This window comes from Crossiella sp. SN42, assembly GCF_023897065.1.
In the GTDB taxonomy this organism is placed as follows: domain Bacteria; phylum Actinomycetota; class Actinomycetes; order Mycobacteriales; family Pseudonocardiaceae; genus Crossiella.
Genome location: NZ_JAMHIV010000026.1, coordinates 34,907 through 49,606, shown reverse-complemented (window position 1 = coordinate 49,606; position 14,700 = coordinate 34,907). Strand labels below are relative to the sequence as shown.

The 14,700-nt window shown below is 73.4% G+C and carries 13 protein-coding genes; 8 read left to right on the top strand and 5 right to left on the bottom strand.

Annotated features, from left to right (window positions below):
• The first annotated feature begins 3 nt into the window (after nucleotides 1-3).
• On the top strand, nucleotides 4-918 hold the full coding sequence (locus tag M8C13_RS28950; RefSeq protein ID WP_252483893.1) for a hypothetical protein: 915 nt from the start codon (nucleotides 4-6) through the stop codon (nucleotides 916-918).
• Between the two features lies 1 nt (nucleotide 919).
• Here M8C13_RS28950 and M8C13_RS28945 read toward each other — a convergent pair whose 3' ends face one another.
• Both M8C13_RS28945 and M8C13_RS28940 read right to left on the bottom strand, forming a co-directional pair.
• Nucleotides 920-2,386, bottom strand: a complete 1,467-nt coding sequence (locus M8C13_RS28945) for an SDR family oxidoreductase (protein ID WP_252483892.1) — start codon at nucleotides 2,384-2,386, stop codon at nucleotides 920-922.
• A gap of 68 nt (nucleotides 2,387-2,454) precedes the next feature.
• A complete protein-coding gene (locus M8C13_RS28940) occupies nucleotides 2,455-3,387 on the bottom strand; it encodes a M28 family metallopeptidase (RefSeq protein WP_252483891.1) in 933 nt (310 codons plus the stop codon).
• Nucleotides 3,388-3,535: 148 nt separating this feature from the next.
• Between M8C13_RS28940 and M8C13_RS28935 the strand changes: the two genes are divergently transcribed.
• From M8C13_RS28935 to M8C13_RS28925, 3 genes are all read left to right on the top strand, one after another.
• Nucleotides 3,536-4,492 (top strand): M28 family peptidase, encoded by a 957-nt coding sequence (locus tag M8C13_RS28935; protein ID WP_252483890.1) that lies wholly within the window; start codon nucleotides 3,536-3,538, stop codon nucleotides 4,490-4,492.
• Nucleotides 4,493-4,575: 83 nt separating this feature from the next.
• Nucleotides 4,576-5,595, top strand: a complete 1,020-nt coding sequence (locus M8C13_RS28930) for a helix-turn-helix transcriptional regulator (RefSeq protein ID WP_252483889.1) — start codon at nucleotides 4,576-4,578, stop codon at nucleotides 5,593-5,595.
• Nucleotides 5,592-6,425: a hypothetical protein gene (locus M8C13_RS28925; protein ID WP_252483888.1), complete on the top strand. Its 834-nt coding sequence runs from the start codon at nucleotides 5,592-5,594 to the stop codon at nucleotides 6,423-6,425. Before M8C13_RS28930 ends, M8C13_RS28925 begins: the two co-directional genes overlap by 4 nt.
• On the opposite strand, the gene M8C13_RS28920 is transcribed toward M8C13_RS28925, so the two are convergent.
• A complete protein-coding gene (locus M8C13_RS28920; RefSeq protein ID WP_252483887.1) occupies nucleotides 6,422-6,739 on the bottom strand; it encodes a hypothetical protein in 318 nt (105 codons plus the stop codon). The two genes, M8C13_RS28925 and M8C13_RS28920, sit on opposite strands and share 4 nt — an antisense overlap.
• Nucleotides 6,740-6,772: 33 nt before the next feature.
• Nucleotides 6,773-7,636, bottom strand: a complete 864-nt coding sequence (locus M8C13_RS45570) for a GNAT family N-acetyltransferase (protein ID WP_252483886.1) — start codon at nucleotides 7,634-7,636, stop codon at nucleotides 6,773-6,775.
• A gap of 42 nt (nucleotides 7,637-7,678) precedes the next feature.
• On the opposite strand from M8C13_RS45570, the gene M8C13_RS28910 reads away from it, so the two are divergent.
• From M8C13_RS28910 to M8C13_RS28900, 3 genes are read left to right on the top strand one after another with little or no spacing between them, the layout of a single operon-like run.
• A complete protein-coding gene (locus tag M8C13_RS28910) occupies nucleotides 7,679-9,451 on the top strand; it encodes an HSP90 family protein (protein WP_252483885.1) in 1,773 nt (590 codons plus the stop codon).
• Nucleotides 9,448-12,207: a hypothetical protein gene (locus tag M8C13_RS28905; protein ID WP_252483884.1), complete on the top strand. Its 2,760-nt coding sequence runs from the start codon at nucleotides 9,448-9,450 to the stop codon at nucleotides 12,205-12,207. The genes M8C13_RS28910 and M8C13_RS28905 overlap by 4 nt, the downstream gene beginning before the upstream one ends.
• Complete coding sequence (locus tag M8C13_RS28900; RefSeq protein WP_252483883.1) at nucleotides 12,204-13,298, top strand: hypothetical protein; 1,095 nt, start codon at nucleotides 12,204-12,206, stop codon at nucleotides 13,296-13,298. The genes M8C13_RS28905 and M8C13_RS28900 overlap by 4 nt, the downstream gene beginning before the upstream one ends.
• Here the strand turns inward: M8C13_RS28900 and M8C13_RS45565 are convergent.
• Nucleotides 13,288-14,133, bottom strand: coding sequence for a helix-turn-helix domain-containing protein (locus M8C13_RS45565; RefSeq protein ID WP_252483882.1), 846 nt, complete (start codon nucleotides 14,131-14,133; stop codon nucleotides 13,288-13,290). The genes M8C13_RS28900 and M8C13_RS45565 overlap by 11 nt on opposite strands.
• A gap of 19 nt (nucleotides 14,134-14,152) precedes the next feature.
• Here M8C13_RS45565 and M8C13_RS28890 point away from each other — a divergent pair, with 19 nt between their 5' ends.
• Entirely contained in the window at nucleotides 14,153-14,632 is a 480-nt protein-coding gene (locus tag M8C13_RS28890; RefSeq protein ID WP_252483881.1) for a glyoxalase/bleomycin resistance/extradiol dioxygenase family protein, read from the top strand.
• Nucleotides 14,633-14,700 lie beyond the last annotated feature (68 nt).

Genomic DNA, 14,700 nt, shown 5'->3' with positions numbered 1-14,700 from the left:
AGCATGAGCACCGGGACCACTGACGCCACCGCGCTCACCGTCGAGCTCCGGCGGGACGAGCACATCGACCTCAAGCTGGTTCGCGAGATGTTCACCGAGCTCGGTGAGCCGGAGCCGGAACTCGAAGAAGAGGACCGCGGCCTGCTGGGCGCGGTGGTGGCCCGGCGGGGAGAGACCCTGCTGGGCTGGGCCGAGCTGTTCTGGCCGGAGCTGCCGGAGACCGACGCCGGGTTGCAGTGGGTCCTGGTGGAGCGGGAGGCCCGGCGGGTGGCCGGCGCGGTCGGCGAGGGCTCGGCGGCCGAGGTCGAGGTGCTGGCGGTGCTGGTGCGCTCGGCGGTGGAGCTGGCGCGTGAGGCCGGGTGCACCGGGGTGCGCTGGTGTGACACCGAGGGGCGGCTGGACCGGCTGGCCGCGGCGGCGGTGGACGCGGTGACCGCGGCTGAGCTGGGGCGGGTGTGGCGGCTGGAGCTCGCCGGGTGGCAGCCGCCCGCCGGGTTGCCGGAGGTCGCGGTGCGAGAGCTGCCCGTGGAGCCGACCGAGGCCGAGCTGGCCGAGTACGTGCCGCTGTGCGCGGGCGTGCTGGGCGGGGAGTGGACCGTCGACGACGTGGCCGACGCGGTCGGCGCCGACCTGGCCGGGTACCTGACCGTGGACCTGCGCGACGTCGACGGCAAGCCCAAGGCCTTCGCCACCGCGGTGCTGGTGGACGACGAGACGGCCGAGGTCGAGCTGGTCGTGCACCGGGACACCACCTCGGCCGAGCTGCTGGTGCTGCTGGTCGCGGTGATCGAGCAGGCGCGGCTGGAGGTGGCCACGCTGGTGGTGCGCGAGCTGGAGGACCCGGTGCTGGCCGAGGCGCTGGCCGGGGCCGGGCTGGTGGTGGCCGACGAGTGGCTCGCCTACCGGCTGCCCTGCTGACTCACCACGCGGCGGGCGCGTAGTCCTTCAGGAAGCAGCCGTACAGGTCCTCGCCCGCCTCGCCGCGCACGATCGGGTCGTAGACCCTGGCCGCGCCGTCGACCAGGTCGAGCGGGGCGTGGAAGCCCTCCTCGGCCAGGCGCATCTTGGTCGGGTGCGGGCGCTCGTCGGTGATCCAGCCGGTGTCCACCGCGGTCATCAGGATGCCGTCGGTGGTCAGCATCTCCTCTGCGCTGGTGCGGGTGAGCATGTTCAGCGCGGCCTTGGCCATGTTCGTGTGCGGGTGGCCGGGGCCCTTGTACTTGCGGCTGAACTGGCCCTCCATCGCGGAGACGTTCACCACGTACTTGCGCCGCGCCGTCGACGAGGCCATCGCCGGGCGCAGCCTGCTGATCAGGATGAACGGCGCGGTCTGGTTGCACAGCTGGACTTCCAGCATCTCCAGCGCGTCCACCTCGTGCACCCGCTGGGTCCAGCTGTTCACCTCCTGGAGGTCGGGCACCAGGCCGCCGGCGTCGATGGCGATGTCCGCGGCCACCCGCTCCATCGAGGCCGAACCGGCGGTCAGCGCCAGCGCGGTCAGGTTGTGCGCCTGCACGCTGGCCTCGGCCAGTGACCCGGCCAGCGCCTTGGGGTGGGCGTCACTGGTGTGGCCGAAGGTGATCAGCTCGGGCAGCGGGCCCGCGGGCAGCGGCGCGGACTCGGCGGACTCCAGCAGCGCGTAGGAGCCGGGGGAGCGGCGCACGGTCTGCGCGGCGTTGTTGATGAGGATGTCCAGGGGGCCCTGCTCGGCGACCGAGTCGGCCAGCGCGACCACCTGGGCCGGGTCGCGCAGGTCGATGCCGACCACGCGCAGCCGGTGCAGCCAGTCGTCGCTGTCCTCCATCGCGGCGAAGCGGCGCACCGCGTCGTTGGGGAAGCGGGTGGTGATGGTGGTGTGCGCGCCGTCGCGGAGCAGCCGCAGCGCGATGTACATGCCGATCTTGGCGCGGCCGCCGGTGAGCAGCGCGCGCCGCCCGGTCAGGTCGGTGCGCGCGTCCCGGCGGGAGCGGTTCAGCGCCGCGCACGGCGGGCACAGCTGGTGGTAGAAGGCGTCCACCACGTGGTAGCGCTGTTTGCAGTGGTAGCAGGCCCGGGAGCGGATCAGCGTGCCCGCGGTGGCGCCGGCGGCGTTGGACACCAGCGGGATGCCGCGGGTCTCGTCGTCGATCCGCTCCGGCGAGCCGGTGGCGGTGGCCGCGGTCACCGCGCGGTCGGCCTTGGCCACCGCCTGCCGCTTGGCCTGGCGACGGCGCTTGCGCACGTCCTTGAAGATCGCGGCGGTGGCCCGGCGGACGGCCACCGCGTCCGGGTGCTCGGTCGGCAGCTCCTCCACCTCGGCCAGCACCTGGAGGCAGATCGCCATCCGGTCCGGGTCGATCCCCGGGCCGTCGGTCTGCTCGATCTCCTCGTCGACACTCGCCGTCATCGCCGCTCAATCCGTTCCGCTGCTGGTCTGCCGGTTGACCACTGTACGTGGCAGCGGCGGCGGGCCGGTCAGGTGGCGAGGGTCCAGACCGCGTGCGCGACCGCGTCGGTGTTGCGGTCCAGCGCGGTGGCGTCGATGTTGCGGGCGGTGTCGCAGGCCCGGTGGTAGCAGGGGTCGTACGGCGCGCCCGCGGTGCCGCCCCACTTGCGGGCCTGGGCGGCGGTCTTGCGGCCCTCGGCGCCGGTGAACGGGCCGCCGACCGGGATCTGGTGGCGGGTGAAGGAGGCGTGGTCGCCACGTCCGCCCATGTCCAGGTCCTCCACCGGCACGCCGATCCGGGCGTAGTACTCCTTGAGCGCGCGTTCCAGCGCCACCGAGCCCGCCGGGTAGCGGTCGCCGTCGAGCACGAAGTAGGCGGTGTTCACCGAGCCGATCATGTCCACGTTAAGGTAGGCCTTGATCTTGGCCCGCTCGGCGGCCGGCAGGGTGTTCACGTAGTGCGCGGAGCCGATCATCCACAGCTCCTCCGCGCCCCACCAGGCGAACCGCAGGTGCCGCTTGGTGGCCGGTTTCTCCCTGGCCACGGCCAGCGCGACCTCCAGGACGGCGGCCGAGCCGGAGCCGTTGTCGTTGACGCCGGGGGCGGTGGTGACGCTGTCCAGGTGCGCGCCGGTGAGCAGCACGTCGCTCTCGTCGCCGCCCGGCCAGTCCGCGATGAGGTTCCAGCCGGTGGCGCCGCGGTAGGTGAAGGGTTGCAGGGTGGTGCGGAAGCCCGCACTGTCCACAATGGACTTGACGTGGTCGATGGAGGCGCGGTAGCCGGGGCGGCCGTGCGCGCGGTTGCCGCCGTTGGCCGCGGCGATGGCGTCGAAGCGGGCGAGGTGGCCCTGCACGGCGGCGACCGGGATGTCCGGGGCCGCGGCGGTGGGAGCCGGGTTGGCGGTGGCGGTGGCGGGGGTCAGCAGTGCGGTGGCCAGCACTGCGGCGAGAAGCGTTCGCATAGCGGGAAGTCTGTTGCGGCGCAACGCCTCGGGGTCCGCCGCGACGTAATTGCGCCAGTGCCGCACCGCATCTGCGCCAGCCCGCCCGTGCGCCGCGCCCGGCGACCTAGCGTGCGGCGGTAGGTTCCCGGACCCAAGGAGCGTGCTCATGCCCGTGACAAGGACGGCCTCGCGAGCCCTCACCGCGCTGACCACCGTTGCCCTGCTGGGACTTCCGCTGGCCCCCTCGGCGAGCGCGGAGTCCAGCCTCGGCCATATCCGCACCGCCAGCATAGTCAACTCGCCGATATATGCCGCGCCGCCGGATATTCCGGCCGAGAACGTGATGGCGCACATGCGGGAGTTCCAGGCGATCGCCGACCGCAACGGCGGCACCAGGGCGCACGGCAGGCCCGGCTACAAGGCCTCGGTGGACTTCGTCAAGGCCAAGCTGGACGCCGCCGGGTTCCGCACCACCCTGCAGTCCTTCACCCACAACGGCGCCACCGGCTGGAACCTCACCGCCGACTGGACCAGCGGCGACGCCAACCAGATCGTCTTCCTGGGCGCGCACCTGGACTCGGTGACCGCGGGGCCGGGCATGAACGACAACGCCTCCGGCTCGGCCGCGGCGCTGGAGACCGCGCTGGCGGTGTCCAGGGCGAAGCTGGTCACCCAGAAGAAGCTGCGGTTCGGCTGGTGGGGCGCGGAGGAGCTGGGCCTGATCGGCTCCCGCTACTACGTCAACTCCCTGCCCGCCGCCGAGCGCACGAAGATCAAGAGCTACCTCAACTTCGACATGGTCGGCGCCCGCAACACCACCACCTGGGGCGTCTACAACGACAACGCGGCCATCGCGCAGATGTTCCAGGCATACTTCCGCGGCAAGGGCATCCCGACCCGCTCGATGAACATCGGCGGCCGCTCCGACCACGCCAGCTTCTCCCGCGTCGGCATCCCGGTCGGCGGCATCGGCAGCGGCAGCGATCCCTGCTACCACCAGCGCTGCGACACCATCACCAACGTCGCCGCCAACGTCATGGGCGTGGCCACCAACGCCGCCGCCCACGGCGCGTGGACGCTGGCCGGGGCGACCTTCGCCGCTGGGGAACCCGCCGCCGCGTAGGTGGGTGACCCTCCGGGCGGCGGGTGTTGGCCCGCCGCCCGGGGCGGTAGATGTCGAGGTACCCCTGCCTCGGAGTGTGTGGCATGTTGGAGGTGCTCGGCCTCACCGCCGACCAACAGCGCGTCTACGAGATCGTGCTGACCCGCCCGTCCTGGACCACCGGCGAGCTGGCCGCCGCGGCCCGCCTCGACCCCGACCGCACCGCCGCGCTGCTCGGCCTGCTCGACCAGGCCGGGCTGGTGGTCGGCGCGGACGGGCGGTGGGCCCGGGTGCCCCCGGACTCGGCGATCGAGTCCTACATCGTCTCCCACCACCAGCGACTGCACCGGGTGCGCGCGCTCATCCCGGCGCTGATGACCCTCTACGACCGGGCCAGTGGCGACTCGGAGAGCCACGGGCCGGTGGAGCTGCTGCGCGGGCACGCCGCGATCGGGCGGCGCTGGGCCGGGTTGCAGCGCGCCGCCCGGTTCGAGGTCTGCCAGTTCGAGCGGCCGCCCTACGTGGCCGGCGCGGCCAACGAGGAGGCGCGCAGCGCGCTGGCCGCGGGCGTGGTCTACCGGACCGTCTACGACGCGTCCTATGTGGACTGTGCGCATGTGCTGGACGCCTTGCACCGCAGGCGGTCCCGGGGTGAGCGGATCCGGGTCCTGCCGGGGCTGCCGACGAAGCTGGGGCTGGTGGACCGGCGGTGGGCGATCCTGCCGGTGGCCATCGGGCAGGAGACCGACAGCGCGCTGCTGGTCTCGGCCTCGGCGCTGCTGACCGGGTTGCGCTCACTGTTCGAGCACAGCTGGCAGCGCGCCGCCCCGCTGCCCGGCCAGCACGCCACCCCCGGCATCGACTGGCGGGTGCTGGAGCTGCTCGCCGCCGGGCTCACCGACAAGACCATCGCGCTGCGCCTGGGCGTCAGCCTGCGCACCGCGCAACGCCACGTCCGGGCGCTGATGGACACCCTCGGCGCCACCAGCCGGTTCCAGGCCGGGCTGCGCGCGGCCGCTTTGGGACTGCTGGACCGCGGCATGCTCGACCGCGGGCAACGGAACCGGGTAGTCTCCGATCCGGTTCCGCCGCGCCACCCCTCCGTCCCCCAGGAGCGAGCATGACCCGCGGGAACGTCCTGCGCAGCGCCACCACCACCCTGTTCGTGCTGACCGCCCTGATACTGGGCGCCCTGCCCGCCGCCGCCGACGTCGGCCCGTGGAAGACCCTCGGCTCCGACCACGCCCGGCCGCTGGATGAGAGCCAGGGCCTGGCCACGATCATCCGCAACGGCAACGGATCCATCCGCTACACCGGCATCGGCACCATCCCCCTGGACGTGCGCACCAGGGGCTGGGACCACATCGGCGACCCCGGCTCCCGGCAGGGCGTCTACGTGGAGCCGTACCAGAGCAGCACCTTGCGCGCCAAGATGTTCCGGGTGGAGACCGCCGACGGCAGGCGCGCGGAGTACGTGCACCAGCTGGAGTCCTGGGAAGCGATCAACAACTCCTTCGCCGCCGTCTCCCCCGACGCCAGGTGGCTGGTGTCGGGGGAGTGGGGCGAGATGAACCGCTTCCTGGTCTTCCCCAACCCCGGGGTGGCCGTGACGGATCCGGGGAAGAACCTGCCGTACGCCTTCGCGATCCGGCTGGACCGCACGGTGACCAACATCCAGGGCTGCGAGTTCACCTCGGCCACCCAGCTGCTCTGCGCCTCCGACGGACCGGGCAAGCAGCTGCTCCAGGTCGACCTGGACGCCGCGCTGGGCGGTGCGGACGTCCGGGGGGTGGTCCGGGAGCTGGGCCGGTTGCCGCTGCAGAGCGGGTGTTCCGGGAACTTCGAGGTCGAGGGCGTGGACTACGACTTCCGGGACGGCACGCTGCGGGTGGTCGTGCTCTCGCCGGGCATCTGCGTCGCCTTCGACAGCAAGACCTGGCGCTTCCGCCGCTAGTCCCGGCGCAGTTTCGGGTAGTAGGACAGGTGGTCCGCGTCCTCCCTGGCGCGGAGCTCGGCCACCGACCGCATGGTCGGCATCGGCGCGTACCGCGGCACCCGGCTGCGGTGCGCGCCGATCCGGGGGCCGATCGGCGCGCGGCGCTGCGGGGTGAACCGCTCCGCGGCCTCCCTGGCCTTGGCGAGCAGGTCTCTGGGCTGGGGCAGGGGTTTGGGCTCGGCCAGGCCGGGCGCGCTCCACCGCCACAGGATGGCGATCCCGACCAGGGCGGGCAGCATGACGAGGATTCCGGCGATCGACGCGGTGCTCATGCTCCGGCCAACGGCCGCCAGTCGTGGAATGGTTCAGCGCGCCCGGGTGAAGACCACCGTTCGGCCGATCGGCGTCAGCCCCAGCCCGGCGTAGAGCCGCGCCGGCACCGGGTAGGCGGCGTCGCCGCGGGGCAGCACGGTGACGGTGTCCGCGCCCAGCCCCCGCATCCGCGCCATCACCGCCAGGCACACCGCCCGGCCCAGCCCGCGCCCCCGGAACTCTGGCGCGGTGCCCACCGGCTCGAACACCCCGACCCGGCCGCGCGAGTCCAGCCAGCCCAGGCAGTAGGCGGCCGGGGTGCCGTCCGGGGCGTGCGCCACCAGGTCCAGCTCCCGCCGGTACAGCCAGGCCCTGGTCACGGTGGTGTAGCCGGCCAGGGTCACCCGCGAGGGGTGCCAGGCGGCCCGGTGCAGCTCGGTCCTGGCCGCCAGGTCGGTGGCCTCCCGGATGGTGAAACCCTTGGGCAGCAACACGTCGGGTGTCTCGGCCAGGCCGCCGACCATCCGCCGGAAGAACGGACCGTCCGAAATGGACTCGACATAGCCGTTGGCGCGCAGGCCTTCCACCAGGTGGCGTTCCCGGTCCAGCACCAGCACCGACAGCGCCTCGGCGGCCACTGACTCCGCCCAGGCCAGCACCTCGCCGACCAGCTCCGCCGACCCCGGCCGCACCTGGAGGTAGAGCGTGCCCGGCAGGTCCACCCAGCCCCAGGCCAGCACCGTGGATCCTTGCCGCCACAACCGGGTCGGCCAGTCCGGCTCGCGGCCCAGGTGCTGCGACCGCGCCCAGGCCAGCTCGCCGGGGTGCCAGCGGCTGCCCGGTGTCCACACCGCGTCGGCCAGCTCCTGCATCCCGCGCAGCCCGTGCTCGTATTTCCCGGACCCGGTGGCGCTCACCGCCTTAGGATGGCCCCACCGCACTTGGGGGGACGAATCATTTTGGACCGCACTTTCCAGGTCGACCTGCGTGGCGTGGTCGACCTGCTCAGCCATCACCTCTACGCCAGCCCACGGGTCTACCTGCGCGAGCTGCTGCAGAACGCGGTGGACGCGGTGACCGCCCGCCGCGCCACCGATCCGGACGCGCCCGCCGGGATCACCATCGACAGCACCGGCGGCACGCTCACCGTCACCGACACCGGCATCGGACTCACCGAGGAGCAGGTGCACGAGCTGCTGGCCACCATCGGCCGCAGCTCCAAGCGGGACGAGCTGGGCTTCGCCCGGCACGAGTTCCTCGGCCAGTTCGGCATCGGCCTGCTCTCGGCGTTCCTGGTCGCCGACGAGGTCACCGTGACCACCCGCTCGGCCACCGGCGCGCCCGCGGTGGAATGGGTCGGCCGCGCCGACGGCACCTACCGGTTCGGCCCCGCCGAACGCGCCGAACCCGGCACCACGGTCACCCTGTCCGCCCGGCCCGGCGCGGAGTCCTGGCTGGCCGGGCCCACCGTGGTGGAGCTGGCCGCGCTCTACGGCTCCATGCTGCCCTTCCCGGTCACCGCGCTCGGGCAGCGGGTCGCCGGGGACGGACCGCCGTGGCGGCAGGACCAGCGGCCGGCCGGGGAGCGGCTGGCCGACCTGGTCGGCTACGCCCAGGACACCCTCGGCTTCACCCCGTTCGACGTGGTCGAGCTGGACGTGCCGCAGGCCGGGCTCACCGGCGTGGCCTACGTGCTGCCCTTCCAGGCCAACCCGGCCGAACGCGCCGGGCACCGGGTCTACCTCAAGCGGATGCTGCTCACCGAGAGCGCCGACGGCCTGTTGCCCGGCTGGGCCTTCTTCGCCCGCTGCGTCATCGACGCCGCCGAGCTGCGGCCCACCGCCAGCCGCGAGGCCCTCTACGACGACAGCCTCCTGGAGGAGACCCGCGAGGCCCTCGGCGAGCGGCTGCGCGGCTGGCTGGTCGGCCTGGCCGCCACCGACCCGGCCCGGCTGGCCCGCTTCCTGGGCATCCACCACCTCGGCGTGAAAGCCCTCGCCCTGCACGATGACGACATGCTCGCCCTGGTCGACGAGTGGCTGCCCCTGGAAACCAACATGGGGCGGATGACCCTGGGCGAGTTCCGCGCCCGGCACGGCCGCATCCGCTACACCACCACCGCCGAGGACTTCCGCCAGCTCGCCGCGGTCGCCTCCGCCCAGGGCCTGGCCGTGGTCAACGGCGGCTACACCTACGACACCGAGATCATCGGCAGGCTGCCCGCACTCGACGCCGACCTGGTGGTGCAGCGCCTGGAACCCAGCGACGTGATGACCAGGCTGTCCCCGGTGGACCCGGCCGAGGAGCTGGCGCTGCGCCCGTTCCTGACCACCGCGCAACGCGCCCTGGACCGGCTCGGCTGCGAGGTGGTGCTGCGCGCCTTCGACCCGCCTGCGCTGTCCGTGCTCTACCTGCTGGACCGGGACGCCGCCTTCCAGAGCGAGCTGAAAGCCACCAGGGCCAAGGCCGACCAGCTGTGGGCCGGGGTGCTCGCCGCGTTCGAGAAACCCGCCGAGGACCGGCCGCAGCTGGTGCTCAACCACCGCAACCCGCTGGTGCGCCGGGTCTGCGCGCTCACCGACCCGGCCATGATCGCCCTGGCCGTCGAAGCGCTCTACGGCCAGGCCCTGCTGCTGGGCTACCACCCCATCCGGCCCGCCGACGCGGCGCTGCTCAACCGCTCGTTCCTCGGCCTGCTCGACTCGGCCGTGCCCAAGGAGGACACCCCGTGAGCCCCGAGGAGCTGGAAGCCAAGCTGTTCGCCAGCCGGGACCTGCCCTACGGACCGGCCCGCACCGCCGCGGTGGAGGACGTCATCCGGCACGCCGACGCGCTCGGCCTGGCCGACCTCCAGTACACCGCGCGGATCTTCAGCCTGGAGGCCTACCGCTACGGCGCGGAACCGGCGAAGACCTTCGTGCCCTTCGCCTGGTGCCTGGCCGCCTACGACCGCGGCGAGGGCGACCGGCGGCTGGACCACCACCTGTTCTGGAACTTCAAGGGCATCGTCAGCAGCCTCGCCGACTTCCCCGAAGTCCCGCTCGACCAGACCAGGGCCGTGCTGGACGACATGGAGCGCCGCTACCGGCAGGCCGGGCACGGCATGAACCCGGTGCACCAGTACCGCGAGTTCCTGGCCAGGCACGTCGGCGACCGGGACACCGCGGCCGAGCAGTTCCGGCGATGGCAGGCCAGCCCGCGCGGGGAGCTGTCGGACTGCGCGGGCTGCGAACCCAACGCCAAGATCAACCACCTGGTGTGGCTGGGCCAGGACGAAGAAGCGGTCGCGGTCGCACTGCCCGTGCTCAGCGGCCAGCTCAGCTGCCGCGAGCAGCCGCACGGCATCCGCACCGACCTGCTGCTGCCCTACCTGCGCACCGGCAGGCTCACCGAGGCCGCCGAGGCGCACCGCAGCGCCTACCGGGCGGTGCGGCACGACCGCGCCGAGCTGGTCCTCATCGCCGAGCACCTCATCTTCTGCGCCCGCACCGGCAACCACCCGCGCGGCCTGGAACTGCTCGAACGCCACCTCGGCTGGCTGGACGAACCCAGCACCCCGGCCGCCGCGATGCACTTCGCCGCGGCCGCCGCGCTGGTGCTCACCAGGGTCATCGAGGCCGGTCACCCGGACACCCCCGTCCGCCGCCCCGCCTACCGCGACCGCGCCGCCGTGGACTGGCCCGCCACCGCCCTGCGCGACGAGCTCGCCGAACAGGCCCTGGAGCTGGCCGCCCGCTTCGACGCCCGCAACGGCACCGCCGAGCAGGGCGAGCAGATCCGCGCCGTCCTGGCCGCCGAACCGCTGGTGGAACACCTGCCGCTGTCCGGACCGGCCCGCGCCGCCGCCCGGCTCGCCGTGGCCGAACCACCGCAGATCAGCTTCCCGGCAACCCCGGAAGAGCTGGCCGACGCCGCCGAGGAAGCCGCCGAGGTCCGCGACCACGACCGCCTGGCCGCGCTGTGGGCCCGCTTCGACGAGGTCTGCCCGCAACCGCCGCCGGTGCTGCGCGCCCGGCGGCTCGGGGCCACCGCCTCGGACCGGTTCGAGGACGACCCGGCCGCCGCCGAAGGCATGCTGCGCGAGGCCGCGGCGATCTTCGCCGAGCACGGCGAGCCGGCGCTGGCCGCCACCGCCCGCAGCCGGGCCGCACTGGCCTGCTGCTACGACCACCGGGCCGAGCAGGGGCTGCCCGAACTGCACGCCGTCGCCGAGGAGCTCGCCGCCCTCGGGGCCGATCGCGCGCTGGTGCGGGCTCGCGGCCGGATCGTGGACGCTCTCCGGGAGACCGGCGAGACCGAGGCCGCCATCCGGCTCGGCCGGGAGCTGGCCGAAGCCACTGACGGCCACCCGGACCGGCTGCTGGCCGCGGACTGCTGGATGACGCTGCTCCAGGTCTGGATCGACCGGGAGGAACCGGACCACGCCGCCGCCGTCGGCGCTGTGCTGCGCACGGTGGAGATCCTGGCCGAGCTGCCGCCGTCCCCGCTGCTGCACCGCACCCGGCTGGCCGCCGGGCACACCTGCGCCGTGCTCGATGACGTCGACACCGCCTACCCGCTCTACGCCGCGGCCGCCGACGCCGAGGACCCGCTGCTCCGGGTGCTCGCCCAGCACCACGCGGGCCGCTCCGCACACCACCTGGACCGGGCCGAGGAGGCGTTCGGGCACCTCACCGCCGCGCTCACCGACGCACTGCGGTTCGAGGTGGAGCTGGACCTGCTGGAGATCAAGCTCGACCTGGCCGCCGCCGCGCTGGCCACCGGCCGCCCGGACCAGGCCGCCGACCTCGCCGAGGAAGTCCTTACCGAGGCCGCCGAGCACGACCAGCTCGGCCGCGCCCGGTTCCTGCTCAGCCACGCCCACCGCGCACTCGGCCAGCCCGACGCCGCGCTGACCGTGCTGGACGAGCTCGCCGCCCAGTGCGCCGAACAGGACAACCGGTACGGCCTGGCCCAGATGCACGGCATCGCCGCCGAGATCCTGGACGAGCTGGACCGCGACGCCGAGGCCGCCCGCCGCCACCAAGCCGCCGCCGAGGCCCTGGCCGGGCTTGGGGAACCGTTGCGGGAGCTGGAACACCGCCGCCTGGCCGCGCTGTCCTGGCACTGGGCCAGGGAGAACAACCACGCCCGCACCGCGCTCGCCGAGGCCGACACCCTCGCCGCCACCCTGGGCGAGGAACCGCCCGAGGTCTTCCAGCGCGCCCTGCTGGACCACGACGCGGCCCGCATCCTCACCCTCGCCGAGGACAAGAACCCCGCGCTGGCCAGGGCGAGCGCCGCCGCCGAGGGCTTCCACCGGCTGTCAGGAGCCGAAGGACCCGCGCTGACCGCGGACGTCTTCCGCGGCCGGCTGCTGATGGAGCTGGGCCGCGGCGCGGAAGCCGAACCGCTGCTCACCGCCGCGCTGGACCGCCTCGAACCGGAAGCGCCGCAACGGGAACACGTCGAGGAGCTGCTGGCCCAGCTCCGGGAAGGTGGCCGATGAGCCCCGAGCAGCTGGAAGCCGAGCTGCGCGCCGCCGACGAGCTGCCCTTCGGCCCGGCCCGCATCGCCGCGGTCGAACAGGTGGTGCGGCAGGCCGACGCGCTCGGCCGGGACGACCTGCGCTACGCCGCCCGGATCCTCAGCCTGGAGACCTACCGCTACGGCGGCGAACCCGCGAAGTCGTTCGTGCCCTTCGCCTGGTGCCTGGCCGCCTACGACCGCGGTGAAGGCGACCCGGACCTGGATGAGGACCTGCTCTGGGACTTCAAGGGGATCGTGGCCAGCCTCGCCGACTTCCCCGAGGTCCCCCTCGACCAGACCAAGGCCGTGCTCGACGACATGGAACGTCGCTACCGGCAGGCCGGGCACGGCATGAACCCGGTGCACCAGTACCGGGAACTGCTCGCCCGCCACCTCGGCGACCGGGACACCGCCGCCGAGCAGTTCCGGCTCTGGCAGGCCAGCCCGCGCGGCGAGCTCTCCGACTGCGACGGCTGCGAACCCAACGGCAAGATCAACCACCTGGTCTGGCTCGGCCGCGACGAGGAAGCCCTGGCCACCGCGCGGCCGGTGCTCAGCGGGCAGCTCAACTGCTACGAGCAGCCGCAGAGCATCCGCACCAACCTGCTGCTGCCCTACCTGCGCACCGGCAGGCTCACCGAGGCCGCCGACGCGCACCGCGGCGCCTACCCGGCCCTGCGCCACGACCGCGCCAAACTCGGCCTGGTCGCCGAGCACCTGGTCTTCTGCGCGGTCACCGGCAACCACGAACGCGGCCTGAAGCTCCTCACCAGGCACCTCGGCTGGCTGGACGAACCCTGCACCCCGGCCGCGGCCATGCGGTTCGCGGCGGCCGGCGCGCTGGTGCTCACCAGAGCGCCGGAGACCGCCGTCCGCCGCCCCGCCTACCGCGACCGGGACGCCGTGGACTGGCCCTCGGCCGCGCTGCGCGACGAGCTGACCGAGCAGGCCCTGGAACTGGCCGCCCGCTTCGACGCCCGCAACGGCACTTCCGAGCAGGGCGAGCAGATCCGCGCCGTCCTGACCGCCGAACCGCTGGTGGAGGAGCTGCCGCTGCGGCTCACGCGCTGACCGGGGCCTGCCGCGCCTGGCAGGCCGCCGCGTAGGCGACCGGGGTCAGCCCGATCGCCTGGGTGAAGTCGCGGATGAAGTGCGACTGGTCGAAGTAACCCAGCTCCACCGCCACCTCGGTCCAGGTGCCCGAGGTGCCCTCGGCCAGCCGGGCCGCCGCCTCGTGCAGCCGGTAGCGGCGCAGCACCCACTTCGGGCTCACCCCGACATGCCGGTGGAACAACCGTTGCAGCGAGCGCGGGGTGATGCCGAAGCGCTCGCACACATCCGCCACCCTGGTGATCTCCCGGTCGTGCAGCAGCGCCCGCACGATCCGCCCCACCCGCGCCGTCTCCGGATCCGGCCCCGGCCAGTGCGCCCGCAGGTACCGCTCGGCCACCGCCACCAGCGCGTCCAGCTCGGGGGCCGCGCCCAGCTCGGCGGCCATCGCCGCCGCGTCCGCACCCCACAGCGCCGACAGCGGCCGCACCGCATCGGTCAGCTCCGCCACCGGCGCGCCCAGGAACGGCAGGAACCCGCCCGGCCGGAACTTCACCCCGAACACCCGGCCCGCGCCCTCGTAGGTGTAGGTGAACCGCGCGCTGCCCACCCCGCTCACGGCAAGCTGCCCCCGGTCGAAGACCAGGTTCACGCACGGGTGCGGCAGCAGCGTCACCGAGGCCCGCCGCCCCGGCGGCAACGCCCACGACACCAGCCAATGCCGCTCCACCAGCGGCGACAGATCAGGCGAGACCGGCACCCGCTCCAGCGTGAAGTCGATGTCGCGCACCCCGAGCACGCCGTACTCGCTGGTGGTGGCGAGCTGTCGCGTTTGTCCAAGCCGGTCGGTGGGCACGGCCGCCAGGATGCCTCACATGACCGACAACACCACCGCCACCGGCCCCGCCCCGGCCGGCTACCACCGCCTCAACGTCTTCTTCGCCGCCCCCGGCTGCGCCAAGGCCATCGACTTCTACCAGCAGGCCCTGGGCGCGGAGGTGGTCAAGCGGATGGACACCCCTGACGGCCAGGTCATGCACGCCGAGCTCCGCCTGGGCGAAACCATGTTCCAGCTCAGCGAACCCATGCCGGAGTACGGCATCCTGCCCAGCCCGGCCGAGGGCAACGCCTTCACCATGACCTACTGGACCACGGATGTGGACGAGGTTTTCGCGAAGGCCGTCGAATTGGGCGCGACTCCCATCAACCCGGTCGCGGATTCCTTCTCCGGGGACCGCATGGGCGTTTTCCGCTGCCCGGCCGGAATTCGCTGGTGCATCGCCCGGCACGACCGGGACGTGCCCGATGAGGAAATCGCCGCCGCCGCGCTGGAATGGACGAACAGCGAATCCTGAACCTGGGCCGGATGCGCGGCAGGGCCGTCGTGGGACGGAACGGCCCTGCCGCGCGCGGTCGAGGGAGA

Coding starts and splice junctions, on each gene's coding strand:
- M8C13_RS28950 (WP_252483893.1), top strand. CDS start 4: ATGAGCACCGGGACCACTGACGCCACCGCGCTCACCGTCGAGCTCCGG.
- M8C13_RS28945 (WP_252483892.1), bottom strand. CDS start 2,386: ATGACGGCGAGTGTCGACGAGGAGATCGAGCAGACCGACGGCCCGGGG.
- M8C13_RS28940 (WP_252483891.1), bottom strand. CDS start 3,387: ATGCGAACGCTTCTCGCCGCAGTGCTGGCCACCGCACTGCTGACCCCC.
- M8C13_RS28935 (WP_252483890.1), top strand. CDS start 3,536: ATGCCCGTGACAAGGACGGCCTCGCGAGCCCTCACCGCGCTGACCACC.
- M8C13_RS28930 (WP_252483889.1), top strand. CDS start 4,576: ATGTTGGAGGTGCTCGGCCTCACCGCCGACCAACAGCGCGTCTACGAG.
- M8C13_RS28925 (WP_252483888.1), top strand. CDS start 5,592: ATGACCCGCGGGAACGTCCTGCGCAGCGCCACCACCACCCTGTTCGTG.
- M8C13_RS28920 (WP_252483887.1), bottom strand. CDS start 6,739: ATGAGCACCGCGTCGATCGCCGGAATCCTCGTCATGCTGCCCGCCCTG.
- M8C13_RS28900 (WP_252483883.1), top strand. CDS start 12,204: ATGAGCCCCGAGCAGCTGGAAGCCGAGCTGCGCGCCGCCGACGAGCTG.
- M8C13_RS28890 (WP_252483881.1), top strand. CDS start 14,153: ATGACCGACAACACCACCGCCACCGGCCCCGCCCCGGCCGGCTACCAC.